At 66.5% G+C, this 23,823-nt stretch carries 22 protein-coding genes; 6 read left to right on the forward strand and 16 right to left on the reverse strand.

The window, feature by feature from the left end:
* Nucleotides 1-9 precede the first annotated feature (9 nt).
* Entirely contained in the window at nt 10-1,338 is a 1,329-nt protein-coding gene (locus JQN66_RS15285; RefSeq protein ID WP_204677635.1) for an MATE family efflux transporter, read from the reverse strand.
* A gap of 186 nt (nt 1,339-1,524) precedes the next feature.
* On the opposite strand from JQN66_RS15285, the gene JQN66_RS15290 reads away from it, so the two are divergent.
* Nucleotides 1,525-2,385: an MBL fold metallo-hydrolase gene (locus JQN66_RS15290; RefSeq protein ID WP_239464042.1), complete on the forward strand. Its 861-nt coding sequence runs from the start codon at nt 1,525-1,527 to the stop codon at nt 2,383-2,385.
* Between the two features lie 54 nt (nt 2,386-2,439).
* Here the strand turns inward: JQN66_RS15290 and JQN66_RS15295 are convergent, their stop codons facing one another.
* A complete protein-coding gene (locus JQN66_RS15295; protein WP_204675785.1) occupies nt 2,440-3,630 on the reverse strand; it encodes an MFS transporter in 1,191 nt (396 codons plus the stop codon).
* A gap of 3 nt (nt 3,631-3,633) precedes the next feature.
* Nucleotides 3,634-4,404 (reverse strand): CPBP family intramembrane glutamic endopeptidase, encoded by a 771-nt coding sequence (locus JQN66_RS15300; protein WP_188947070.1) that lies wholly within the window; start codon nt 4,402-4,404, stop codon nt 3,634-3,636.
* 361 nt (nt 4,405-4,765) lie between these two features.
* Here JQN66_RS15300 and JQN66_RS15305 point away from each other — a divergent pair, with 361 nt between their 5' ends.
* The 5 genes from JQN66_RS15305 (at nt 4,766) to JQN66_RS15325 (ending at nt 11,133) form a co-directional block, all read left to right on the forward strand.
* On the forward strand, nt 4,766-6,049 hold the full coding sequence (locus JQN66_RS15305; RefSeq protein WP_204675786.1) for an MFS transporter: 1,284 nt from the start codon (nt 4,766-4,768) through the stop codon (nt 6,047-6,049).
* Nucleotides 6,050-6,264: 215 nt separating this feature from the next.
* On the forward strand, nt 6,265-7,809 hold the full coding sequence (locus JQN66_RS15310) for an ABC transporter substrate-binding protein (protein ID WP_204675787.1): 1,545 nt from the start codon (nt 6,265-6,267) through the stop codon (nt 7,807-7,809).
* A 4-nt stretch (nt 7,810-7,813) separates the two neighbouring features.
* Nucleotides 7,814-8,764, forward strand: a complete 951-nt coding sequence (locus tag JQN66_RS15315) for an ABC transporter permease (RefSeq protein ID WP_239464043.1) — start codon at nt 7,814-7,816, stop codon at nt 8,762-8,764.
* Complete coding sequence (locus JQN66_RS15320) at nt 8,757-9,608, forward strand: ABC transporter permease (RefSeq protein ID WP_239464044.1); 852 nt, start codon at nt 8,757-8,759, stop codon at nt 9,606-9,608. Before JQN66_RS15315 ends, JQN66_RS15320 begins: the two co-directional genes overlap by 8 nt.
* A complete protein-coding gene (locus JQN66_RS15325) occupies nt 9,601-11,133 on the forward strand; it encodes an ABC transporter ATP-binding protein (RefSeq protein WP_204675789.1) in 1,533 nt (510 codons plus the stop codon). Before JQN66_RS15320 ends, JQN66_RS15325 begins: the two co-directional genes overlap by 8 nt.
* Before the next feature lie 242 nt (nt 11,134-11,375).
* Here the strand turns inward: JQN66_RS15325 and aqpZ are convergent, their stop codons facing one another.
* From aqpZ to JQN66_RS15390, 13 genes are all read right to left on the reverse strand, one after another.
* Entirely contained in the window at nt 11,376-12,140 is a 765-nt protein-coding gene (gene aqpZ / locus JQN66_RS15330; RefSeq protein WP_204675790.1) for an aquaporin Z, read from the reverse strand.
* A gap of 141 nt (nt 12,141-12,281) precedes the next feature.
* Nucleotides 12,282-13,613: an SH3 domain-containing protein gene (locus JQN66_RS15335; RefSeq protein ID WP_204675791.1), complete on the reverse strand. Its 1,332-nt coding sequence runs from the start codon at nt 13,611-13,613 to the stop codon at nt 12,282-12,284.
* A 134-nt stretch (nt 13,614-13,747) separates the two neighbouring features.
* Entirely contained in the window at nt 13,748-14,806 is a 1,059-nt protein-coding gene (locus JQN66_RS15340) for an FUSC family protein (RefSeq protein ID WP_204675792.1), read from the reverse strand.
* A 121-nt stretch (nt 14,807-14,927) separates the two neighbouring features.
* The gene (locus tag JQN66_RS15345) at nt 14,928-15,839 is read right to left on the reverse strand and encodes a LysR family transcriptional regulator (RefSeq protein ID WP_204675793.1); all 912 of its coding nucleotides are present in this window, start codon (nt 15,837-15,839) and stop codon (nt 14,928-14,930) included.
* A gap of 137 nt (nt 15,840-15,976) precedes the next feature.
* The gene (locus tag JQN66_RS15350; RefSeq protein ID WP_204675794.1) at nt 15,977-16,915 is read right to left on the reverse strand and encodes a cytochrome b/b6 domain-containing protein; all 939 of its coding nucleotides are present in this window, start codon (nt 16,913-16,915) and stop codon (nt 15,977-15,979) included.
* Nucleotides 16,916-16,932: 17 nt separating this feature from the next.
* Complete coding sequence (locus JQN66_RS15355) at nt 16,933-17,907, reverse strand: electron transfer flavoprotein subunit alpha/FixB family protein (RefSeq protein ID WP_204675795.1); 975 nt, start codon at nt 17,905-17,907, stop codon at nt 16,933-16,935.
* Between the two features lie 12 nt (nt 17,908-17,919).
* A complete protein-coding gene (locus JQN66_RS15360) occupies nt 17,920-18,690 on the reverse strand; it encodes an electron transfer flavoprotein subunit beta/FixA family protein (protein ID WP_204675796.1) in 771 nt (256 codons plus the stop codon).
* A 216-nt stretch (nt 18,691-18,906) separates the two neighbouring features.
* Complete coding sequence (locus JQN66_RS15365) at nt 18,907-19,551, reverse strand: PaaI family thioesterase (protein ID WP_204675797.1); 645 nt, start codon at nt 19,549-19,551, stop codon at nt 18,907-18,909.
* The gene (locus JQN66_RS15370; protein ID WP_204675798.1) at nt 19,544-20,719 is read right to left on the reverse strand and encodes a lipid-transfer protein; all 1,176 of its coding nucleotides are present in this window, start codon (nt 20,717-20,719) and stop codon (nt 19,544-19,546) included. Before JQN66_RS15370 ends, JQN66_RS15365 begins: the two co-directional genes overlap by 8 nt.
* Nucleotides 20,716-21,147: a MaoC/PaaZ C-terminal domain-containing protein gene (locus tag JQN66_RS15375; RefSeq protein WP_204675799.1), complete on the reverse strand. Its 432-nt coding sequence runs from the start codon at nt 21,145-21,147 to the stop codon at nt 20,716-20,718. Before JQN66_RS15375 ends, JQN66_RS15370 begins: the two co-directional genes overlap by 4 nt.
* Nucleotides 21,144-21,596 carry a Zn-ribbon domain-containing OB-fold protein gene (locus JQN66_RS15380; RefSeq protein ID WP_204675800.1) on the reverse strand — a complete coding sequence of 151 codons (453 nt, stop codon included), beginning with the start codon at nt 21,594-21,596 and terminating at the stop codon, nt 21,144-21,146. The genes JQN66_RS15375 and JQN66_RS15380 overlap by 4 nt, the downstream gene beginning before the upstream one ends.
* Entirely contained in the window at nt 21,596-22,114 is a 519-nt protein-coding gene (locus JQN66_RS15385) for an FAS1-like dehydratase domain-containing protein (RefSeq protein ID WP_204675801.1), read from the reverse strand. Before JQN66_RS15385 ends, JQN66_RS15380 begins: the two co-directional genes overlap by 1 nt.
* Entirely contained in the window at nt 22,111-23,823 is a 1,713-nt protein-coding gene (locus tag JQN66_RS15390; RefSeq protein WP_204675802.1) for an AMP-binding protein, read from the reverse strand. Before JQN66_RS15390 ends, JQN66_RS15385 begins: the two co-directional genes overlap by 4 nt.

Consider the following 23,823-nt stretch of genomic DNA (forward strand, 5'->3'; position numbering starts at 1 on the left):
CCCGCAGGATCAGGCGCCCAGGCGCATCCACGCCGTGCCGTGCGAACGCACGAACAGCGTGACGCCGCGCGAGGCCATGTAGCCCAGCGAGAAGGCGACCCAGATCCAGACCAGGGCGCTCTGCGGATCCTGCGCGAAGCGGTGCACCGCCCAGAGCATCGGGGCGTAGACCGCAAGGTTCAGCGCGCCCACCAGCCCCAGGTAGCGGGCGTCCCCCGCGCCGATCAGCACGCCGTCCAGCACGAAGACCAGCCCGCACAACGGCTGCGCCAGCGCCAGGACCCACAGCCCGATGGTGGTCAGCGAGCGGATCTGCTCATCGGTGGTGAAGACCATCGGGAACACCCACGAGGTGGCCAGCAGGAAAGCCCCGGTGGCGAGGCCGAAGTAGATCCCCCACCGGCTCATGATCCCGGTCAGCTGGCGCACCTGCTGCGCATCGCCGCGGCCCAGTTCCTTGCCGATCATCGCCTGGGCGGCAATGGCCAGCGCGTCCAGCGCGAAGGCCAGGAAGGAGAAGACCGTGAACACCAGCTGGTGGGCTGCCAGGGTCTGCTCCCCGGAGCTGGTCGCCACCACCACGGTGAGCAACAGGGCCGCGCGCATGGTCAGGTTGCGCAGCATCAGCCAGGAGCCGACCTGCCCGGTGGAGATGAACCCGGACCAGCTCGGGGCCAGCGACACCTTTTCCCGGCGGATGCGCGGCAGGATCATCCACAGGTACACCAGCGCCATGATCCACTGCGCGATGGAGGTGCCCAGCGCGGCCCCGGCCACCGACATCCCCGCGCCGTACACCAGCGCGAAATTCAGCAGGATATTCAGGCCGAAGCCAGCGGTGGCCACCACGAGCGGCGTTTTGGTGTCCTGCATGCCGCGCAGGATGCCGGTGGCCGCGAAGACCAGCAGCATGGCGGTCAGGCCCGGCAGCGAAAAGAGGATGTAGTCGACGGCGAACTGCGCGACCGCCCCCTCGGCGCCCATGCCCCGCACCACCGCATCGGCGCCGAAATACCCGGCGGCCGTGAGCAGCACACCCAGCGCTATCGCAAACCACAAGCCATCGCGCCCGGCGGCCATGGCGCGGGCCGGCTGCCCGGCCCCGAGCGCCCGCGCCACCGCGGGGGTGGTGGCATAGGCCAGGAAGATCATCAGGCCCACCGCCGTTTGCAGCACCGTGGTTCCCAGTGCGGCGCCAGCCAGCTCGGCGACGCCGAGGTGCCCCACGATGGCCGAGTCGGCAATCAGGAACAGCGGTTCGGCAATCAGCGCGCCAAGGGCAGGCACCGCCAGCGCCAGGATCTGGCGGGAAATGCTGCGGTTGGATTCAACGGGCATAGGTGAGCTCACGGTCTCAACTCTACGAAGCCCCACCCCCAATCGCTATTTGGCGCCGCGCCGCCGTGATTCCGGCCGCGGGCGGCGGGCCTGCGGGAAGGCTGCGGCCATGCTCTTCCGCCGCCGCGCACCGCTGGGCATACTGGGGAGCAGGAAACACACTGCTCCCCCGCGAAAGGCTCCACGGTGATCGGCGACAGTCCAGCTCCCGCTGCTTCGATGGATTCCGCGGCGCATTGGCAATGCGCCGGATGCGCCGTCGAGTTCCCGCCCGGCCCCGCCCCGTGCGGGGATTGCCCCATCTGCACGGACGAACGCCAGTACGTCCCCGGCGGAACCCAGCGCTGGGTGAGCACCGAGCAGCTCGTCGAGGCGGGCCGCGAACTGGAATTCGCCACCCTGGAACCGGGCCTGACCGCGCTGACCGCGCCGGGCGTGGGCATCGGGCAGAGCGGCCTGCTGCTTGAGACCGACGCCGGATCGCTGCTGTTCGATATCCCGGGCATCATCACGGACGAGCCGGTCCGGCGGATCCGGGAGCACGGCCCGCTGCGCGCCATTGTTGCCAGCCACCCGCACATGTACGGGGTGCAGCAGCAGTACAGCCAGGCCCTGGGCGGCCCGCCGATCTACGTGGCCCGCAAGGACGCCTCGTGGGTCCAGTATTCCTCGGCTGCGGTGATCGAATGGGAAGATCCCTTCGAGGTGCTTCCGGGCGTCTGGCTGCACCAGGTGGGCGGCCACTTCCCCGGAAGCACCGTGGCCCTGTGGACGGCCGGCGCAGAAGGCCGGGGCGTGTTGCTGGCCGGAGATGCAATCTTCCCCGTGGCCGACGGCAACGTGACGTTCCTGCGCAGCTATCCCAATCGCATCCCGCTCTCCGCCGCGGTGGTGCGCCGTGTGGCCGCCCGGGTCGGCGCGCTGGAATTCGACCGCCTCTACAACAATTTCGCGAGCGCAGTGCCCAGCGATGCCCACCGGATCGTCCAGTTTTCAGCCGAGCGCTATGCCCGCTGGGCCTCCGGGGACTTTGACCACCTGACCTGAACCGAGGACCGAAATTTCATATTCCATGCTCGGAATATAAGGTTTTGCTGCTGGTCAGCTGGTTTTGGCTGGTCTCAGGAACCAGGCCAAGAGCATTGCTGCCACCTGCAGGCCGCCGACGCACAGCACCACCACCGGCCAGCCATAGCCCATGAACGGGATGCCGATCAGCCACCCCAGCAGCGAGGAGCCGATGTAGTAGAAGAGGTTGTACAAGCTGGCGGCTTGCGCGCGGGCCTGCGAGGCCAAGACCGGAACCCATCCGCTGGCCACCGCGTGGGCGGCGAAGAAGCCCGCTGTGAAGATCAGAAGCCCGGCGATGATCAGGAGCAGGTTTTCGCTCAGCGTGATGGCCAGGCCGAGCGTGCTGGTAAGCGTGCTGCCCAGCAGGGTGTTTTTCCGGCCGAATCTGAGAACGAGCTTCCCGCTGGCGACCGAGGTGTAGGTGCCTGAGAGATAGGCCAGGAAAACCAGTGCGGCCAACGAGGTCGGGATCAGGAACGGCGGTGCTTCCAACCGGAAGGCCAGGTAGTTGTACACGGCGACGAAGCCGCCCATGAGCAGGAAACCCTGCGCGTAGACCAGCAGCATCCTCCCGCGCAGCGCTTGTCCGAACTTGGCGCCGATGGAACGCAGGTTCTGGTTGCGGATCGGAGTGAAGCCCTGCGCGGCGGGGGCCTTGGCGAGGAAAAACAGGGTTGCCAGTGCCGCCATGAGGCTGACCGCCGCGACGCCCCACCGCCAGCCGGCGGGTTCGCCCACGAAGCCGGCCAGCAGGCGCCCGGCCAGCCCGCCGAGCGTGGTGCCGGAGATATAGGTGCCGCTGGCCACCGCCACCGTGGTCGCACTCACCTCGTCGACAAGGTAGGCCAAGGCGCTGCCGGGCACCCCGGCCAGCGCGAGGCCTTCGAGGAAGCGGATGGCGACCAGCCATTCGAAGCTCGGCGCCGCGGAGCTGAGCAGTCCCAGGACCACCGAGGCGACCAGCGCGATGGCAATGACCTTGCGCCGTCCGATCCCGTCAGAAATGATCGCCCAGGGCGTGACTGCCAGCGCGAGGCCCAGGGTCGCAGCCGAAACGGTCAGCGCCGCATCCGAGGAGGACACCTCGAAGTATCCGGCGATGGCCGGAAGCAGCCCCTGCACCGCGTACAGCTGGGAGAAGGTGGCGACGCCGCCGGCGAAGAGCGCCAGCAGCATCCCCCGATAGGCCGGGGTCCCCTGTTCGTGGCCGCTGAACTCCAAAAGCTAGATCCCCTGTGGCAGCAGCGGGTAGACCAGGTAAACCATCAGCAGCGCGATGGCGTTGTTGATGACGTGGAGCATGTAGGCGTAGGCCATCGATTTTCCGGAGAGGATGTAGGCCACGGACATCATCACGCCCAGCATGAGATATGGAAGGATTTCGGTCCAGTTCCCGATGCCGGAACCGATGAAGTGGATGCTGGCGAAGGCCAGCACGGAGATGGCCGCGCACACCCAGACGTTGAGCTTGCGCGAGAGCTTGCCGATCAGCAGGTGCCTGAAGAGGTATTCCTCCACGAAGGGCCCGAAGAGGGCCGTCACCGCCAGCATGACCGGCAGCGGCACCGCGTTGGACATCTCTTCGAGCATGGCCTGGTTTTCGCTCGTGGCCACCTGCCCGACAAGCATCGAGATCACTGCGGTGGAGATGATGGTGACGAGCCAGCCGCCGGGCAGCATCAGCCATTTGGCCCAGGGGTAGTACCTCATGGTTTTGAACGAGTCGAAGAACTGCGGCCCGCACTGGATCATCGCCAGCACGAAGAATGAAACGTAGAGGATCAGGTTGATGCCGAAGAGCGCTTGCTGCTCGGTCTCGAAGGCGCCAACATAGCCGGGGATCAAGCCGATGAGCCCGGCTCCGCCGAGCACGAAGAACACGATGTAGGCTAAAACGGTGAACAGATCGCCGCGGGTGAACCGTCCGGCATCGAAAACACGCTGTCTGCGTCGTGGAACAACAGGATAGCTCGGGTACTCAGGCAGCTGGTGCATACTGCTTAGCCTATCTGGCGGCGCTGGGGATCCGCCGTGTTTGCGGGTCCGTAGATATTTCACCGGGTTTGCCGGGGTCCTGTCCCGCCCGGACGGTGCGGCTCCATGGCGCAGCTTCACAGTGGCTGGGTTCTTCGACGTGGCCCGCCGAATACATACCGCCTCGGAATTTGACGTTCAGTCGGAGGCAACTCGGCCGCCGGCGGCTTGGCCATAAGGCCCCGCGTACTGTTCCCGGGGCGGGAATACCGCTTTCTCATGATCCGATAGGCCTTGGCTAGTGCTCTGATGCCTGCGCTGCTTGGCTTGGATAGAATCTAGGAAGCCTGCGCCGCAGGAGAGATCACCGTTATCGAGGTCCATGAAAACCAACTCTTCCCGCTTTGAGATTTCGGTGCTTCTAGGCACCCAGACACTCTTCAATATCGGTTTCTATGCAGTTGTCCCTTTTCTCGCGGTTGTCCTTACGCAGGACTTCCTGCTGGCGTCCACGGCGGTTGGGCTGATCCTCGGAATCAGGACCTTCGCACAGCAGGGCCTCTTCCTGGCCGGCGGGAGCCTCGCCGACCGATTTGGCGCCCGGTTCATGATCCTGATCGGTTGCGCAGTGCGCGCTGCGGGCTTCCTCATGCTGGCGGCCTCGCTTTGGAGCGGGAGCCCAATGCTTTGGCTGTTCATCCTTGGAACCTTGTTCACCGGATTCGGCGGGGCGCTCTTTTCCCCGGGTCTTAACATCTTGGTAGCCGCCGCCCAGAGCGCCCGCGATCAGCAGCGAACCACCGAAGCCAAACGCGCTACGCTCTTTGCCTGGTTGAGCATCACCGGCGAGATCGGTGCCGTCACCGGACCGCTGGTCGGTGCCGTCCTGTGGGGTTGGGGATTTTCGACGGTCGCAGGTTTTGGGGCCGCCTTTTTCGTCGCCATCGGCATTTTCCTTGCACTGGCCCTGCGAAAGCCGGCGCCGGCAGGCCGGCAGCGCCGGCCCGCCGCGCACACATCCGCGGCACCACGCCGACCCGGCAGCTGGCGCCAGTGCCTGAAGGACCGGCGGTTTCTCGCATTCTGCGGGCTTCATGCAGCGGATCTTCTTGCATACAACCAGCTATACCTCGCTATTCCGCTGGAGCTTGAACGGTTGGATTACCCAGCTCAGTGGCTGGGAATGATCTTCGCGTGGATCTCCGTCCTGACCCTGACCCTGCAACTTCCGGTGTCGTGGATTGCGGCGCGGATCGGCGCTCGGGCCACGTTGCGCTGCGGCTATTTGCTCAGTGCGCTGGGGTTCGGAGTTTTTGCCTTCATTCCAGCCTCGCTCTTCGGACAGGACGCGGGAATGCCGCGAATTCTCTGTGCCATCACCCTGCTGACGCTGGGGCACATGAGCGTGCATCCCACGGCGCTTTCGCTGGTTCCCCAATTTGCCGGCGAGCGCCCGACCGGTTCATATTTCGGCCTGCTCTCCAGCTGCGGCGGCCTCGCCGTCCTGCTGGGAAATATCCTTATCGGCTGGCTGCTGGTTCAAGCAGGGCGGCAAGCTGTGCCCAGTTTCCTGCCGTGGCTTGTGCTGATCCTGCCCTTGTTGCTGGCTTCCTGGCGGGCGGCCGACGTTGTTCGCGGCTTGGGCACGGCAATACGCCGCTCGTGAACCGCGACACACTGTGCAGGTGGAGCGCAGAACCTCCAGATTCCATATCAACTTCGCACTACTCAATATGGTTTTCAAATGACCCCGGATCGACACTCGATCCGAGACCGGACGGTTCGCGGTAATGCGGCCCACCAATCGGGGTAATTAGGATAAGCTTACCAAGGCTCTATTGCATTAGAAGCCAATTCATCACGTAATGCCGAAGGACTTCCATGAAACTTGGACGACTGAGCGCAGCCGCAGCATTTGCGGCCTTTGCCCTCGCCTTGACTGCCTGCAGCTCTTCCCCCGCGAGCACCGATTCCGATCCGGTCGTGGACCACGAAGGCCGCGCGGTAGTAGCGAATTTCCGCGCCCCGGTCTCCAACTGGGCCTTGGAAAGCGACGACGCCTATGTGCTTTCCATCGCCGGATGCCTGGAAACTCTGGTCAAGTACGATTCGACCACGCAGAACATCGAGCCGATGCTCGCCGAGTCATGGAAGCAGTCCTCGGAAACCGCATGGGATTTCACGCTGCGCAAAAACGTCAAGTTCCAAGACGGCACCGCCCTTGATGCCAAGGCCGCGGCAGCCTCGCTTGACCACGTGCTCAAGGCGACCGCGCCGGCCCGCGCCGTCAACCCCAAAACCATCACCGAGGTGACTGCGGTTGATGCCAACACCGTACGAGTCACCACCCCTGCCGCCGATCCGCTGCTGCCCTACCGCATGGCCAGCGTAAACGCCGGCATTCTGGCCCCGGCGGCTTACACCTCCAAGGGCATTGATCCCTTCGGACACTGCACCGGCCCCTTCACCCCGGTCTCGGAAAAGGCCGGCCAGTCGCTGAGCTTGGACCGCAATGAGAGCTACTGGGGCGGGCAGGTCCAGCTTGCCGGCGGCGAAATCCGCTACATCACCGAAGGCCCAACCCGCGCCACCCAGGTGCAGACCGGCGAAGCCGACATCTCCATGTCCATTCCCGCCACCAGCCTGGCCGCCCTTGAAACCGACAGCTCGGTGACGGTGCTCAAGACCGACTCTCCGCGCACCGCGACCCTGTACCTGAACAATTCACGGGCGCCTTTCGACGACGTGAAACTGCGCCAGGCCGCGACCATGGCCCTGGATCTGCCGGCCATCGCCGCCAGCGTCTACGAGGGGGCCGCGCAGCCGGCCACCGGCCCCTTTGCGCCGAGCGAAAGCTGGGCCAACCCGGATCTTCAGGTGCCGCAGGTGAATCTCGAAGAGGCCAAGAAGCTGGTTGCCGACTCCGGCTACCAGCAGAACAAGCCGCTGGAAATCATCGCCATCACCGAACGTGCCGAGTTCGCAGGGGTGGGCGCCATCATCCAGGAGCAGTTCAAGCAGATCGGCCTGCAGGCCAATGTTGTCACTAAGTCCTACGGCTCGGTGGAGCCCGAGGTCCTGGCTGGCAACTATGACATGATCCTCAGCCAGCGCAACCGCATGATCGACATCGCAGACCCCATCGGTTTCCTGCAGTCCGACTACACCTGCGACGGCGGCTACAACCTGAGCCACTACTGCAGCAAGGACTACGACGCCCTGATCCAGAAGGCGTTGCCGGAAACCGACCAGGCCAAGCGCCATGACCTCTACCGTCAGGCGGGCGACATTCTGGCCGCGGATGCAGCCAATGTCTGGCTGGTCAACGAGCAGGCCATCGACGCACTGGGCAGCTCGGTCCAGGGGTACGTCCAGGATCCGCTGACCCGGTACGTGCTGACCAAGGACCTGGCGAAGACCAAGTAAATTGGTGCATTTCACCACCGCGCTGCGTCGAGTCCTCGGGCTCGGCGCAGCCGTGCTGCTTTCATCCTTCGCGGTCTTTTTGGTTCCCTTCGTCTCCCCCGGGGATCCGGTGCGTTCGCTGTTGCGCGCCCGTATGGACATCGGTACTGCCGACGAGGCAACCGTACAGGCCTATGCCGAGCAATTCGGGCTCCACGACCCCATGCTGCTGCAGTTCGGCCGCTGGCTCGGCCGCTTCTTCAGCGGAGACATGGGAATCTCCTACATCAGCGGCACTCCGGTAGCCGACCAGGTGCTGCCCGCCATCGGCATTACCCTCTCGCTAGCGGGATCCGCGTTGCTGGTGGCGGTGCTGGTTTCCATCGTCCTGGGAGTCATCGCCGCCCTGCGGGCCGAAAGATGGCAGGACCGGATGATTACTTCCGCCACCCATGCGCTAATCGCCATCCCGGAATACGCCTTGGCCCCGCTGCTGGTGCTGCTCTTCGCCGTGCGTCTCTCGTGGCTGCCCTCGGCAGGCTTCGACTCCCCCGCGTCCATGGTGCTGCCGGTAGTGGTTCTCTCGCTGCGCCCGATCAGCTTCTTCACCATTGCCGTGCGCTCGGGCATCTTGCAGGCGCTGGACTCCGAACATGTGCTGGCCGCCCGCGCCCGCGGGTTGAGCGCTAGGCGCACCCTGATCCGCCACGTCGTCCCGCACGGCCTGCTGCCGCTGTGGACCATGGTGGGCGTGTGGTTCGCCGGGCTGCTGGGCGGTTCGGTCATCATTGAAGTCATCTTTGCCATCCCGGGCATGGGCCGGCTGATCTTCGACGCCATCGTCGATGCAGACATCCCGGTGGCCCAGGGCGGCGTGGTGGTAGCGGTGGCCTGCGCGGTGCTGGCCACCGGAATCATCGATCTCCTGCACCGCCGCGGAGATCCAAGAGTACGGATAGGGGCTAGCCGTGGCTAGGAAAACGCTGCGTTCGATCTTTGTCAGCTGGCCAGCCGCCATCTTGCTGCTGGTGCTGCTCATGACGCTCCTGGCCCCGTGGATTTCGCCCTTCGACCCGGATGCCCAATCCCTGGCTGACCGGCTCCAGGCTCCCAGTTGGACGCACCTCATGGGCACCGATTCCCTCGGCCGCGACACCTTCAGCAGGGTCCTGCACGGCGGCCGCTTCTCCTTGTCGGTAGCACTCATCACCACACTGTTTTCGCTGCTGGTGGGCACCGTTCTCGGACTCCTCAGCGCGCTGCGCGGAGGCTGGCTGGACGAGTTGTTCCTGCGCGTCAACGACCTGTTGCTGGCCCTGCCGGAGATCGTGATTGCGTTGCTGGTCATCGCGGTGATGGGACCGGGATTTTCCACCATGGTGCTCTCCGTGGGAGTGGTGGCCTGGACGCCCATCGCCCGCCTGGTGCGCTCCATGGCGGCCCAGGCTCTGGCAACCCACCATGTCGAGGCCTCCAGGCATGCCGGGGCTTCGCGCTGGTTCATCCTGCGCCACCATGTGCTGCCCTACGTTGCCGGGCCGGTGCTGGCCCAGGTCGCCTTGCGATTCGGTCTGCTGCTGGTGTTGCTGGGTTCGCTGTCCTACCTGGGCATCGGGGTCCAGCCCCCGCAATCGGACTGGGGCTCCATGCTCGCCGAGGCGCAGCCGCACGCGCTGCGCGCTCCCTGGGGCTTGATCGCGCCCGGAGCTGCAATCTTCGTGGTGAGCTTCTGCGTCACCCTGCTGGGCAACCGCATCACTCGTTCGTTGAACGGGCAGGATGTGCTGGCCACCGAGACCAAGGCGGATGCCAATGACTGAATCGCTTGAGTTCTCCGAGTTGTCGGTGCGCGGCAGCGGGAAAACCCTGCTCACTGCCATGTCCGGAACGATCCGCGCCGGCGAATTGGTAGCTGTTGTGGGCCGCTCCGGCTCGGGAAAGACCTTGCTGACCAAGGCAATTCTTGGGTTGCTCCCGACGCAGCTGCACGCCGAGGGGCAGATACTGCTCAATGGTGGACGCATTGACCAGTTGGAAGGCAAGGCCATGGATGCGGTGCGCGGGCGGCGCATCGGCATGCTCTTCCAGCAGCCCAAGCGGGTGTTGAATCCGCGAATGAGCATTCGTGCACATCTCCTGGAAGCACTGGGAGTCTTCGGCCGGAGCAAGTCCAGGAAACACGAGGCCAAGGTCCTGTCACTGCTGGAAGAGGTCAGGCTCTTTCCCGCCGCCGGCATTGCAGGCAAGCGCCCGGACCAGCTCTCGGGCGGGATGGCCCAGCGGGCCATGCTTGCCATCGCCTTGGCCGCCGATCCTGAATTCATCCTGGCCGATGAGCCGACCTCCTCGCTGGACTCCATCCTGAAGGCGGAAACGCTGCAGCTGCTGCGCAGCAAACAGCTTGAACGCGGCCTGGGCGTCTTGCTGATCACCCACGACATTGCCAGCATTCAGCACATCGCCGACCGCGTTCTGGTAGTCAGCGATGGAGAGATTGTCGACCATTGCCTGACCTCCCAGCTTTTTGCCAAGGACAGCCACGCCAAGCGGCGTGAACTGATCGAGGCCTCGCTGCCGGCAGCGCACGAGCCGCGGGAGTTTGCGACCAGTCCGCTGCTCCAGGCCGTCGGCGTGGGAAAAAACTACTCCCGCAAGGCCAAGGGACCCGCCGCACTGCAGGCCACCACACTGAGCCTGCATGGCGGAGAGGTCCTGGGCGTCATCGGGCGTTCGGGCTCGGGGAAGAGCACCTTCGCCAGATTGCTCGCAGGCCTGGAAAAGCCCACGGAAGGACGGATCCTGGCTCCCGAGCACGACGGGAAAAGCACTGCAGTTCAGCTGATCGCGCAGGAACCCTATTCGTCCTTTGACCCGAGACTGCCGTTGCGCACCAGTTTGCTTGCAGCGGTGCACCGGCTGCCCGCCGACCGCGCCTCGCAGGAGATTGACGCAGCCCTCAACCAGGTCGGGCTGCAGGTCGAACTATTGGACCGCAAACCGGGTCAATGCTCCGGCGGCCAGCTGCAACGCGCAGCCATCGCCCGGGCCCTGCTGGCTGCGCCGCAGGTCCTTGTCTGCGATGAATCGACCTCGGCGTTGGATTCGGTGGCGCAGCGCCATGTTCTCGACCTCCTGTTGGGGCTGCGCGCCCAATTGGGCTTGTCCTTGGTAGTGATCTCCCATGACATGGGCGTGATCCGCTACGTCAGCGACAATGTCGCGGTGTTCTACGAGGGACAGCTGGTCGAACACCGCCGGCTCGACGATTTCATGTCCAGTCCGGAGCACCAGCACAGCAAGGATCTGGTGGCGGCGCTGGGCATTTCCGCGCCGGTAAAAGCCTGACCGGGCCGGGACTTTTCCGGTGCCATAAGATTCGAGGCCCGGCTGTCCGCAGCCATCTGCTGCCGTAAGGCCTGGCGCGTTGCCGTCCTCCGGAACGGTGCAGCGGCCGGCAGCCCCCTGCATGCCGTCTCGATTCTTGCAGCAGTCCGGGACGGGACCGCAGCACGAACGACGAAGGGCCTTGGAACCTTCACACACGGTGTGAAGGTTCCAAGGCCCTTGCGGTCTGCGGTACTACCGGCCTACTTCGGGTCGTAGCCCTCGCGGGTTGCGGCCTTCACCGAAGGCTCAAGCAGCTTGTAGGTGGCGCCGGCGATGATGGCGCCGATGATCGGAGCCACGAGGAACAGCCAGACCTGGCCCAGCGCCTCGCCTCCGGCGAACCATGCCACGCCCAGCGAGCGGGCAGGGTTGACCGAGGTGTTGGTGATCGGGATGGCCACCAGGTGGATCAGGGTCAGCGAGAGGCCGATGGCCAGCGGGGCGAAGCCCTTCGGAGCGCGGCGGTCGGTGGATCCCAGGATCACGTACAGGAAGATGGCGGTCAGCACGATCTCGGCGACCAGCGCGGCGGTCATCGAGTATCCGTCCGGGGAACGCTCGCCGTAGCCGTTGCTGGCGAAGCCGGATTCGACGGCGTTGAATCCGTCCTTGCCGCTGGCGATCCAATACAGCACCGCACCGGCGGCCGAAGCCGCGACAATCTGGGTGATGATGTAGGTCGGAACGTCTTTCCAAGCCGTGCGGCCCGCAACCGCGGTGCCCACGGTGACGGCCGGGTTGAAGTGTCCGCCGGAGATGTGGCCCACGGCGTACGCCATCACCAGCACGGTCAGGCCGAAGGCGAGGGCTACGCCCAGGAAGCCGATGCCCATGTTGACCGTTCCATCGGAAATCACCTTGGCCGCGAAAATCGCCGAGCCACAGCCGCCGAAGACGAGAACGAAAGTCCCCAGGAATTCGGCGGTAATCTTGGCGCCGGTACTCGGCGCAGACGTATCTGACATGTCTTGTTCCGTTTCTCAAAAGATGAAGCGAGTTGCACGACAGTATGAGCCGTGCCCCAAGGGTACTGGGAGAACTCTCGAATGAAAAGATATCTGACATTCATTTGGACGAATGTTTCATTGCGGTTCACGACATGGGAATTATTTGCCGACATATTCGAAGTGCCATGCTTCGGCGTAGGGGTTTCGGCTTCCGTCAGCGCGGAATTCTTCCAGGTTTTTCCGATGGATCCAGTTGTATTTTTTCGAGTTCGCCTTCAGCCATTTGTAGTACTTGCCCTTGAACGAGTAGTTGTAGCTCTCGGGCACGTCGATCGCCAGGCCCCAGCCGTGGTTCGAGGTCCCCGGCTTGGCCGCGATATAGGAGCCGAGCTCCTGGTAGAGGAATTTCTGCGTGTCCAGGGTCCGGTAGGCCAGATCGATCTCCAGGTTCTTCCCGAACTTCTTCCTGAAGGCCGCGTTCAACCGGCCCAGGTCCGCCGCGGCCGGCGCGGCGATGAGCGTCTTTTCCTTGTCCCAGCTCAGGGCCACCAGCATCGACTCGGGCAGCTTCCCGTTGGCCTGCTTCTGCACCTTGCTGCGGGTGGTCTTGGACGTGTTGCTGGTCTTGGCGCTGGTGCTGCGCTTCAATGCCGAAGCCTTCATCCAGCCGTCCGCCCCCTGGGTGCGGACGTAGTACCAGCCGGCAACCGGGCCGGCCTTCTTTTCCCACGCGGCGTCCCGATAGACGATCGAGTTCCGCGGAATGTCGCCGATACGCTTCTTGCCGTTCACCGAAGCATGCAGGTCGGCGCCGGCGGACTTGGTGAAGTAGCGGTCGGACAAGCCGGCGCGGTTGGTCGTATACGGGCCCGCGTCGATGGCGCAGCCCTTGGAGCAGGTGGTGACGTAGGCACCGGAGACCCACCCGGTCTTGCCTTGCGTGGAGATCTTGTACCAGCCGTTGGCGGCCTTGGACGTGGCGTAGGCAGGCTGTCCCTTGTTGATCTTCCCGACAACTGCGTGCCCGGTTCCGGCACCCTTGCGGATGTTCATCGTCGACTTCGGGGTAACCCACAGTTTCACGGTTTTCGCGCTGTTCGAGGCGCCCCCTGTAGTGGCGGTCTTGGAGACCTTGGTGTATTTGTTGGAAATCCACCCGGTCTTCTTGTTGTACGTGACCTGGTACCAGCCGTTGGAAGCCTGGGACTTGACCGGTACGGTCTTGTTTTTCGGGATGGTCAGGATGACGCGGGACTTGGTGCTGGAACTGGAACGCATGTTCAGGTTGCTGGTGGTCTTGACCTGCGTGACCCGCTTGGCGGCGGCCGGCGCCAGGGTTCCCGGTACCGCGGCGGACGCGGCCAACGCAGCGGACGGAAGCGTCTGCGCAGCGCCGGCAGGGGCCAGGCCTCCGATGGCCAGCGAACCGGCCAGCAGCACGCCGGCGGTTGAAACGGCGAAACGTCGAGTTGAACTTAAAGGTGTTTTCACGGCAGTGGATTCTTCCAAGAGGCGCGGGGCTTGACTGTTGTCCTGCGCAAAGCCGTTCCCGGTGCGAGCGAGATTCCCGATTCAACGCCTGACGTAGTTAATGATGCTACGTCCACGCCGAATTCCGGGTATCGTCAGCGAGGTCTTCGGTCGAAGAGCAACGCGCCGAGGATGCCGGCCAGCACCCCCAGGAGGTTTCCCGCGGCCCGCTCCCAGAGCACGTCCGCGTTCACGCTCGGGTCGGCGAGCTCCAGCATCAGCATGATCAGCGGGGTGAAGAAGCTCAGTGCCAGCCCGTAGTTGCGCGTCATGTAGCCCTCGGTGGGGAACATCAGCGCGATGATCACCAGGCCCAACGCCAGTTCAGGCAGCTGCAGGTAGTAGATGCCCAACAGCACGACCAGCCCCGCGACGGTGCCGGCCACGCGGTGCGCTCCCCTGCTCAGCCTGCCGCGGGCGTTGCCCGCCGCGAGCGGAACGACGGAGCCGGCCATGACCCATTGCAGGTGCTCCAGCTGCAAGCCGATGGCCAGCGCCCCGGCCAGCAGCACCACGCTGGCGTAGCAGGCGGCGCGGCGCAGTGCGTCGGGCCAGCTGACCGGGTCGTGCCCGGGAAACCCCCGGGTTGCGGTGCCGAAGCGTGCGGTCTGCCCCAAAACGATGCAGAACAGCGCCGTCAGCACGAAGGCCGCCAGTCCCGCCGTGGACGGCGACTGCCCGACGGGCAGGCAGGCCAGCGCGCCGAAGGCGAATACCGGGAAGAACGAGCCACCCGGTTTCAGCCCGTAGCGGTCTGCCGTCAGCGAGCTGGCGCAGGCCCAGAAGATGCCTCCGGCGAGCAGCGCCCACCCTTCAGGGCCCCAGGGGGCGATGACGATGCCGCTGACCCCGGCGCACAGCATCATGGCGCCGGCGAGCACCTGGTCCTTGAGCCGCTGCATTCGGTGCGGGCTGCGGCCGTACATCCCGACCACCGACCCGAAAACTGCGTACACCATGAGATCCACGTGGCCCAGGAGGATCAACGCGGCACCGGGGATCGCCAGGCCGAAGCCGACACGCAGGGCGGGCCGGATCTCGGGACTGTGGGACAACACGAGGCGCCGCCAGACGGCGACGGCCGGCGGCAGGGCGGGACGGTCGGCCTTCGGGGTGTCCGCCTGCTCGGTTGGCATCTGTGGATGGTTGCTCATGATCGCTCCTGTGGCATCGCGCAGCTTCCTGCGGCAAGGAACGGGTCTGCCTGTTCAGAGTTGCATCAATGCCTTGATCATGTCCAAGAATTATTTCTGATGGTTCAATCGAAGAAACCTATCAAACCAAGTCAAAGTCCTTTGTGACGGAGGGATATACGTCCCCTGTCGCAGAGAGTAATGCGCGTAACATCAGCGGCAGCGGCTGGTGCTCGGTGATCACCAGGCTGATCTGGCTGGTGATCACCGGGTTGACCAATGGCGTCTGGACCAGTCCGGCCAGCTCGCCCAAGGGCGCGAGCCACTGCGCCGGAACCACGCTCGCCCACCGGCCGGTGGCGACCTGGGCCAGCAGCGTGGTCATGGAGTCGCATTCGATGCGCGGCTCGGCGGTGCGCCCGTGGGAGGCCAGGACATCGTCCAGCAGCTGGCGGCCGCGCATGGACGAATCCAGCAGGCACAGCGGCAGCGAGAGCACCTCGTCCACCGCGGTCGGCTGCCCGGCGCCCTCGAACATGCCCTCCTTGGTGACGAGCACATGTTCCTCGCGGTACAGCGGCACCGCGAGCAGCCCGCCCAGCTCCGCAGGGTCCGCGTAGACCAGCCCGGCATCGAGCTCGAAGGAGCGCACCCGGGCAATGATGTCCGTGGAGCGCAGACTGCCCTGGATCTGGACGCCGGCCTTCGGGTTGGCGCGGGCGAAGGCATCGGACAGTCGCGCCACCGTGGAGGAGGCGGCGGGTACCACACCCAGGCGCAGCGTCCCGGTCAGCCCGGCCTGCAGCGCCGCCACTTCCTGGGCCAGCGCATCGCGGTCCGCCAGCAGGCGCTGCGCCCAGCGCAGCACCGCTTCGCCTTCCGGGGTCAGCCCCTGGAACGCGTGGCCGCGGCGCACCAGAGACACCCCGAGCCCGGCCTCCAGCTTCCGGATGGATTCGGACAGCGCCGGCTGGGAAATGCGGCATTCCTGGGCGGCCCGCGCGAAATGCCGTTCCCTGGCCAGCGCCACGAAGTACTCCAACTGCCTGATCATCACCAGTCCATTGCACCACGGGCACCCGCCCAGCGCCCCTGAACCAGAGCCGGGCATGCCGAAGCCGGCGCACCGCAGGTGAGTAATCCTGCGGTGCGCCGGCTTCGGCTATCGAGTTCTCCGTCCGGAGCGAAGTCCTATTTCGAGATCTTGCCCGACATTCCGGCCAGCGCCCGGATGACCACCGGCTTGCAGGCGAACCAGGCTCCGGCGGTGGCGGCCACGGCCACGGCGAACAGGATGACACCCATCCAGCCGTCGTCGCTGCGGGCGGCGAACATGTGGTTCAGGTTCGCCCGCGCACCGGTGAGCAGCACCAGCAGCACGTGCATCACCAGGAACCCGACGAAGAACAGCATGGCCGGGAAGTGCACCTTGCGGGCCGCTTCCATGGGCAGCGCCTTGTCCAGCTTGGCCGGCCAGGCCGGGGACATGCGCAGCCCGGTGATGGCGGAGACCGGCGCGGCCAGGAACACGATCGCGAAGTAGGCCAGGACCTGCAGCGCGTTGTAGTTCAGCCAGCCGTTCTCGCTCGGCCAGTCCAGCGACAGGTACTGCACGCCGGCGCTGAACGCGTTCGGAACGATGTCCCAGCTGGTCGGCACGATGCGCATCCACGCCCCGGTGGCGAACAGCAGCACCATGAACACCACGCCGTTCACGATCCACAGCACGTCCAGGCTCAGGTGCAGCCAGATTTCCAGGCTGATCTTCTTCGGCTTGGTTTTGGTCTTGAACAGCCCGGTGTTGTTCCGGGTCCAGTAGGCCTTCGGCCGCGCGGTGGTGCGGATCAGCCAGCCGGAGCGGATGATCAGCACCATGAAAAACGCGTTCAGGAAGTGCTGCCAGCCCAGCCAGGCCGGGATGCCGGTCGGCGCGTGCTCCGGCAGGGCCGAATGCCCCGGGTAGGCGGTGATGAACTGCTCCCCCGCCGCGGTTCCACGCCACCAGCGGGCGGCCAGCACCAGCAGGGCCAGGACAACCACCACGCCGGCGGTGATCCAGATCTTCTTCAGCGCCGGGTTGGCCGCGGTCTTGGCGGCGCCGCGGGCGCCGTCCTTGGTTGTCAGCGACATGGAAACGACCCCCTGATCTAGCCGGCGGTGACCGGCTGCTTGGCCCCCAGCAGCTCGGTGAGCTGCGGGAGGATCTCGAACAGGTCCCCGACTATGCCGAAGTCGGCGATGTCGAAGATCGGCGCGTCCTCGTCCTTGTTGATGGCCACGATGCGCTTGGCGGTCTGCATGCCGGCCAGGTGCTGGATGGCGCCGGAGATGCCCACGGCCAGGTACAGGTCCGGTGAGACGCTCACGCCGGTCTGCCCGACCTGGTGGCTCTGCGGGATGTAGCCGGAGTCCACCGCGGCGCGCGAGGCGCCCAGGCCAGCACCCAGCGAGTCGGCCAGCGCCTCGACCAGGGCGAAGTTCTCCTTGGAGGCCAGGCCGCGGCCGCCGGAGACCACGATCTTGGCGGCGCGCAGCTCCGGGCGGGAGGATGCGGCGGCCAGCGGGGTCACGGATTCGATTTCGGCGGAGGCGGCGGTGGCCACCTCGATGGCAGCTGACTGCAGCTGTGCGGCGGCGGCCGGCAGCGGCTCGGCGCCGCTGGAGGCCACGGTGACCAGCGGGATGCCGGAGCCCGCGGTGGATTCGGTGATGTAGGTGCCGCCGAAGACCGAGTGCGAGGCGATGATCCGGCCCTCGCGCTGTTCCAGCTCCACGGCTTCGAGCACGACCGGGTTGCCGGTGCGCGCCGACAGCCGGCCGATGACCTCGCGGCCCACGGCGCTGTTGGAGGCGAGCACGGCGGCCGGGGCATGGGCCTCGATGGCCGACTGCAGGGACGCGACGGCGCTGGCTGCAGGATGGGCGGCGGCCTGGGCGGTTTCGCCGATGAAGACCTGTTCGGCGCCCTGCGCGCCGATGGCGGCGGCGGCCTGTTCAGGGTCTGCGGCGGCCGCGACGGCCACCGGGGTGCCCAGCTGCGCGGCCAGGGCCAGCAGGTGCGCGCCGCCGGCGGTCGGGATGCCGTGCTCGGTCAGTTCGATGTGTACCAGGATGTTCGTCATGTCGTTCGTTCCTTAGATCAGCTTCTCGGCGGCCAGGTAGGCGGCAAGTTCCTGTGCGGCCTGTCCCTCGTCGATGATTTTCACGCCGGCGGTGCGGGCCGGGCGGGCGGCGGAGGCCAGCACCAGGTTGCCCGCGGCGTGGTCCGTTGCGCCCAGGCCCAGCTCGGCGGCGCCCTGCACGGCGACCGGCTTGCGCTTGGCGGCCAGGATGCCCTTGAACTTCGGGAAGCGGGCCTCGCCCATGGCCTCGGCCACGGAGATGACTGCCGGGGTGGACGCGCGCAGCGCGGTGGTGCCCGAGGCGTCGGCGCGCGAGCCACGCACGGTGCCGCCGGAGACCTCCAGCGTGCCCAGCGGGCCGAGGAACGGAAGATTCAACAGTTCGGCGATCATCGCCGGGACCACGCCGCCGCGGCCGTCCGTGGACTCGTTGCCGGCCACGATCAGATCGGCCTGGAGACCGGACAGCGTCTGGGCCAGCGCCCGGGCGGTGGCCAGGGCGTCGGATCCGGCCAGCGTGTCGTCCTGCACGTGCACGGCCTTGTCGGCGCCCATGCTCAGTGCCTTGCGCAGCGCTTCGTTGGCGGCGGCCGGGCCCATGGTCACCACGGTGATCTCCACCGACTTGTCCGCGTCCTTCTGCTTCAACGCGGCTTCCAGCGCGCGCTCGGTGATCTCGTCGATCACCCGGTCGCTGGCGTCGCGGTCCGCGCGTCCGTCGGAGGTGAGGTGGCGGCCTTCTTCGGTGTCCGGCACCTGCTTGATCAGCACTGCAATCTTCATGGTTTGCTCTTTTCTCGGTTCGGTTCCGCACCGTCCGGCTCCTCTGCCGGGTGGGGTGCGTTCACGGTGTGGCCGCGGGCTCTGCCCGTGCGCCAATGCCCTTGCGCGTGGCGCGGGTCACGTTTCTGAAATACTATAACTAGATTCTAGTTTTTGTCTAGGGGCGCGGCGCGTAAGGAGGGGGCCGTGCTTCCGCGCCCCGCCCCGTCCCTTGCGTCAGTCCTGCGGGGCCGGGCGCTGGCGCGGCGGCAGCCACAGCCCGCGGGCCTGGGCGACCACCTGGCCGCCGGCCTCGATCCGGCCCCTGACCCAGATCTTGCGTCCGTCGATTTCCTCGACCCAGGCGCTCAGCTCCAGCTCTTCGAACAGCGGAACCGCGTGGTCGTAGTCCACGGTCAGCGACCGGGTGAAGATCCACTGGTCCACGGTTCCGGCGGCGAATCCCATCAGGTGGTCCAGCAGCGTGGCCACCCACCCGCCGTGCACCCGGCCCGGAGGGCCCTGGTACGGCAGGCCCAGCCGGGTGGTGGTGCGCACGCCGTTCTGCCCGTCCATGCGCAGCACCACCGGAGGCGCCATCGGGTTCAGCACCCCGGAGACCGGCGAGCGGTCGAGGTAGTCGCCGGAACGGTCGCCGAACGGATCCGCGACCATCGCGCGCTCGTCGACGATTTCCCCGCGCAGCAGTTCCAGCACCCCGTCCAGGCGCTGGGTCAGCTCGGCGGCCGCCTCGGTGCGCACCGGCAGCCGGACCATGGCGTCCAGCAGCTCGCGCACCTGGCCGGCGGCCTGCAGCAGCTGCTCCCCGCCGGCCTTGCGGACCTTCGCCCCGCCGTCCGGCAGGGCCACCTGCCTAGTCATTGCCCAGGATCAATGCGCTGGTCGGGACGCCGGTGCCGGCGGTGACCAGCACGTTGCGCGCGTTTTCCACCTGGTTCACCGCGGTGCCGCGCAGCTGGCGCACGCCCTCGGCGATGCCGTTCATGCCGTGGATGTAGGCCTCGCCCAGCTGGCCGCCGTTGGTGTTGATCGGCAGGCGGCCGCCCAGCTCGATGGCGCCGTTCTTGATGAAGTCCTTCGCCTCGCCGCGGCCGCAGAAGCCGAATTCCTCCAGCTGGGCCAGCACGAACGGGGTGAAGTGGTCGTAGAGCACCGCGGTGTCGATGTCCTCCGGGCGCAGCCCGGTGTCGTTCCACAGCTGGCGGGCCACGTTGCCCATCTCCGGCAGCGCGCGGTCGCCGTCCTTGCGGTAGTAGCTGACCATGGTGTGCTGGTCGTAGGCGGCGCCCTGGGCGGCGGCGCGGATGGTCACTGCCTTGCCCGGCAGGTCCTTGGCGCGCTCCGGGGTGGTGATGACGAACGCCTGGCCGCCGTCCGACTCCTGGCAGCAGTCCAGCAGGTGCAGCGGATCGGCGATCCAGCGCGAGTTCTGGTGGTCTTCCAGGGTGATCGGCTTCTCGTAGAACCAGGCCTTCGGGTTGGTGGCAGCGTGCTTGCGGTCGGCCACTGCCACGCGGCCGAAGTCCTCGGACGTGGCGCCGGTCAGGTGCATGTAGCGCTGGGCGAACATGCCGACCCAGGAGGCAGGGGTCATCAGGCCGAAGGGCAGGGTCCAGGCGTAGGCGGCGGCGCGGGCGTCCGGGGCCATGCCCGCGGTGCTCATCGCCTGCCCGAAGCGGGCGCCGGAGCGCTCGTTGAAGGCGCGGTAGCAGACCACGGTCTTGGCCACGCCGGTGGCCACCGCCATGGCCGCGTGCAGGATGGTGCCGGCGGCGGCGCCTCCCCCGTAGTCCACGTGGCTGAAGAAGTTCAGCTCCTTGCAGCCCAGGCCGCGGGCCACCTCGATGGCCGGGTTGGTGTCCATGGAGTAGGTGACCATGCCGTCCACGTCATGCGGGTTCACCCCGGCGTCGCGGCAGGCGGCCAGCGAGGCCTCCTGGGCCAGCTGCAGCTCGGAGCGGCCGGAGTTCTTGGAGAACTCGGTGGCGCCGATGCCTACGATGACTGCCTTGTTCAGCAGGTTGCTCATGCCGATTCCCCTTTCGATGGGATCACGAGGGCTACGGTGCCCGTCACGTGCGGGCCCAGGGAGTTGGTGCCGACGACCTTCACCACGACGTTCTGGCCGTCCACGGAGTCGACGGTGCCGGTGAAGACCATTTCGTCGCCCGGGAAGTTGGTGGCGCCCAGGCGGATGTTGATGCGGCCCACGCGGGCGGCCGGGCCGGCCCATTCGCCCACGTAGCGGTTGACCAGCGCGTTGGTGGTCAGGATGTTCATGAAGACGTTCGGGGTGCCGGCGGCCTGGGCGACGTCCTTGTCGTGGTGGACCTTCTGGAAGTCGCGGGTGGCGATGGCCCCGGTGACGATCAGCGTCGCGGTGATCGGGATGCGCAGCTCGGGCAGCTGGGTCCCGGCGGCGATGCCGGTGCGGGCGGCGGTGTCGACGGTGCTCATGCCGCGCCCCCTGCCGGACGGGCCACCGGGAGGACCAGGTCGGCGTCCATGCGCTCGGCGGTGACGTGCAGCGGCATGCCGATCTGCACTTCCTCGCGGGCGACGCCCTCCAGGTTCATGACCACGCGGGCGCCCTCCTCCAGCTGGACCACCGCCACGATGTAGCCCGGCTCGAACGGCGGGACGATCGGGTGGTACATGACCACGTAGCTGTGCAGGACGCCGCGGCCGGACATGGTCTTCGGGGACCAGTGCAGCGAGTGGCATTCCGGGCACATCGGCACCGGCGGGTGGCGCAGCTCGTTGCAGTCGTCGCAGTTCTGGATGCTCAGTTCGCCGCGTTCGTTCAGGGACTCGAAGAAGAAGGCGTTGTCCAGGTTGATGGCCGGGCGGGGACGCAGGGCCTGGCTCTTGGCCGTGGCCTGGGTCTCGGTCAGCGTTTCGCTCATTACGAGTTCCTCTTTTCAGGGTTGTACCACAGGGTGCGGAAGCGCATGGTGCCCACGCGTTCGCCCTGCTGATCGGTGTAGGTGGTCAGGGTGGTGATGAAGTAGCCCTCGCCCAGGCCCGTCTGCTTCGGGCCGACGAAGGACTCGACCTTCTCGCTGGCGGTCAGCAGGTCGCCGGGGACCAGGTAGCGGTCGTATTCCTGGTCGCAGTTCACTGCCACCACCTTCGGGTAGCCGCAGTCGGACAGGTGGGCGTAGGCGCGGTCCACGTCGGACTCGATCACCGGGTCCGAGGGGTTGATCATGTTCCAGACCTGCAGCGCCGAGGGCGGGGCCACGATGTCCGGGTGCCCGGCGGCGCGGGCGGCTTCCGGATCCAGGTAGATCGGGTTGGTTTCCTCCATCGCATCGCACAGGTGGTGGATCATGGGCCGGTTGACCTCGTCGCGGGCGACGCTGATCCTCTCGTTGCCGGCGGCGATCATCTCGCCGATCAGGACATTGGGATCCTGGCTCATACTGTCTCCTTAATGGGGGTTTCGGCTGGCTTCAGCGGCAGCAGGTGGGCGCGCCCGTTCTGCTCGAACAGGGCCTCCAGGCGCGCCAGGGCGTTGTCGTCCAGCACCTCGAAGGCGATCTCCCGTCCGGGGCGGTGGAACACGTTCTCGTTCAGCAGCCAGGCCTCGCGGCGCAGGCTGGGCTTGTTGATCTTCTGGGTGGCGGTCACCGGCACGTCGGAAACCACCGCCAGGAAGCGCGGGGCCCACTTGGTGCCCAAATCCGGCTGGGATTCCAGGAAGGCGGCGAAGTCCTGCGGGTCGAAGCTCTCCGGGTCCTCGAACTGCAGCGTGGCCATCACCTGGTCGCCGGTGCGGGCATCGGGCACCGGGTAGACGGCGGCCAGCGTGACCCCCGGGTAGCGCGAGAGCACGCGTTCCACCGGGGCGGCGGAGAAGTTCTCGCTGTCCACGCGCAGCCTATCCGAGGTGCGCCCGGCGAAGTAGAAGAAGCCTGCCTCGTCGCGGTAGGCCAGGTCCCCGGTGAGGAACGCGGTGCCGCGCAGGCGCTCGGCCACCGCCTCGGGGTTCTTGTAGTAGCCCTCGAACAGGGCGGCGCCGGTGAGGTTCACCAGCTCGCCGATGGCGTCCTCGGCGTTCAGGATGCGCCCGTTCTCGGAGAAGATCGCCGGCGGGCACTGCTCCATGGTGTCCGGGTCGACCACCGCGGCGTCCATGCCGGCGGGGGCCGTGCCCAGCGCGCCGGCCGGGCTGTCGTCGGTGCGCTTCAGGGTCAGCCCGCCCTCGGAGGCGCCGTAGCTTTCGGTCGGCCACACGCCGAAGCGGCGGTGGAACTCGGCCAGGTCGAACTCGCTGGCCTCGGTGCCGAAGCAGGAGCGCAGGTAGGTGTCGGCCTCGACGGCCTTCTCCGGCTGGGCCAGCACGTAGGACAGCGAACGGCCCACGTAGTTGAAGTAGGTGGCCTTGTAGCGCATCAAATCCGGCAGGAACCCGGAGGCGGAGAACTTGCGGGCCAGGGCGAAGGTGCCGCCGGTGTACAGCGGGTTGGCCCAGCAGGCGAAGATGCCGTTGCCGTGGAACAGCGGCATGGAATTGTAGCTGACGTCCTGGCGGCCCAGGCCCATGTGCTGGAATTCCGCGGTGCGGTACAGCCGACCGGTGGTGCAGATGACCGCCTTGGGATCCCCGGTGGAGCCGGAGGTGAACAGCAGCAGCAGCGTGGTGTTCGGGTCCCCGGCGGCCTCGGCGTCCGGGCGCGGCAGGTGGCGCAGCGAGTCCAGCTCGCGGGCGTATTCCGCGGTCTCGATGTAGCGGGTCTGCGCGGCCGGCACCCCGGAGTCCACCGAGTTGAAGTAGCCTTCCAGCTCGCGGGTGGTCAGCAGGATCTCCACGTCGGTGTACGCGATGTCGCGGGCCAGCTCCTCGCCGCGGCGGGTGAGGTTGATGCCCACCACGGTGGCGCCGGCGTAGGCCGCGCCGCCGATGGCGAAGATGTACTCCGGGTCGTTTTCCAGCATCACACCCACGTGGAAGGGCTTGCCTTCTTCGTGCAGCGAGAGCATCAGGTGGGCGCGGACCTTGCATTCTGCCACGACTTCCGCCCAGGTCCAGATGCGCCCCTCGAAGAGCAGGCCGGGGTGGTGGTCCTCGGCTCGCAGGTCAAGTAGATCTCTGGTAGTTTGAAGTTTCGTTTCGAGAACGGTGTTCAT

It is taken from the genome of Glutamicibacter protophormiae (assembly GCF_016894325.1).
Lineage (GTDB): Bacteria > Actinomycetota > Actinomycetes > Actinomycetales > Micrococcaceae > Glutamicibacter > Glutamicibacter protophormiae.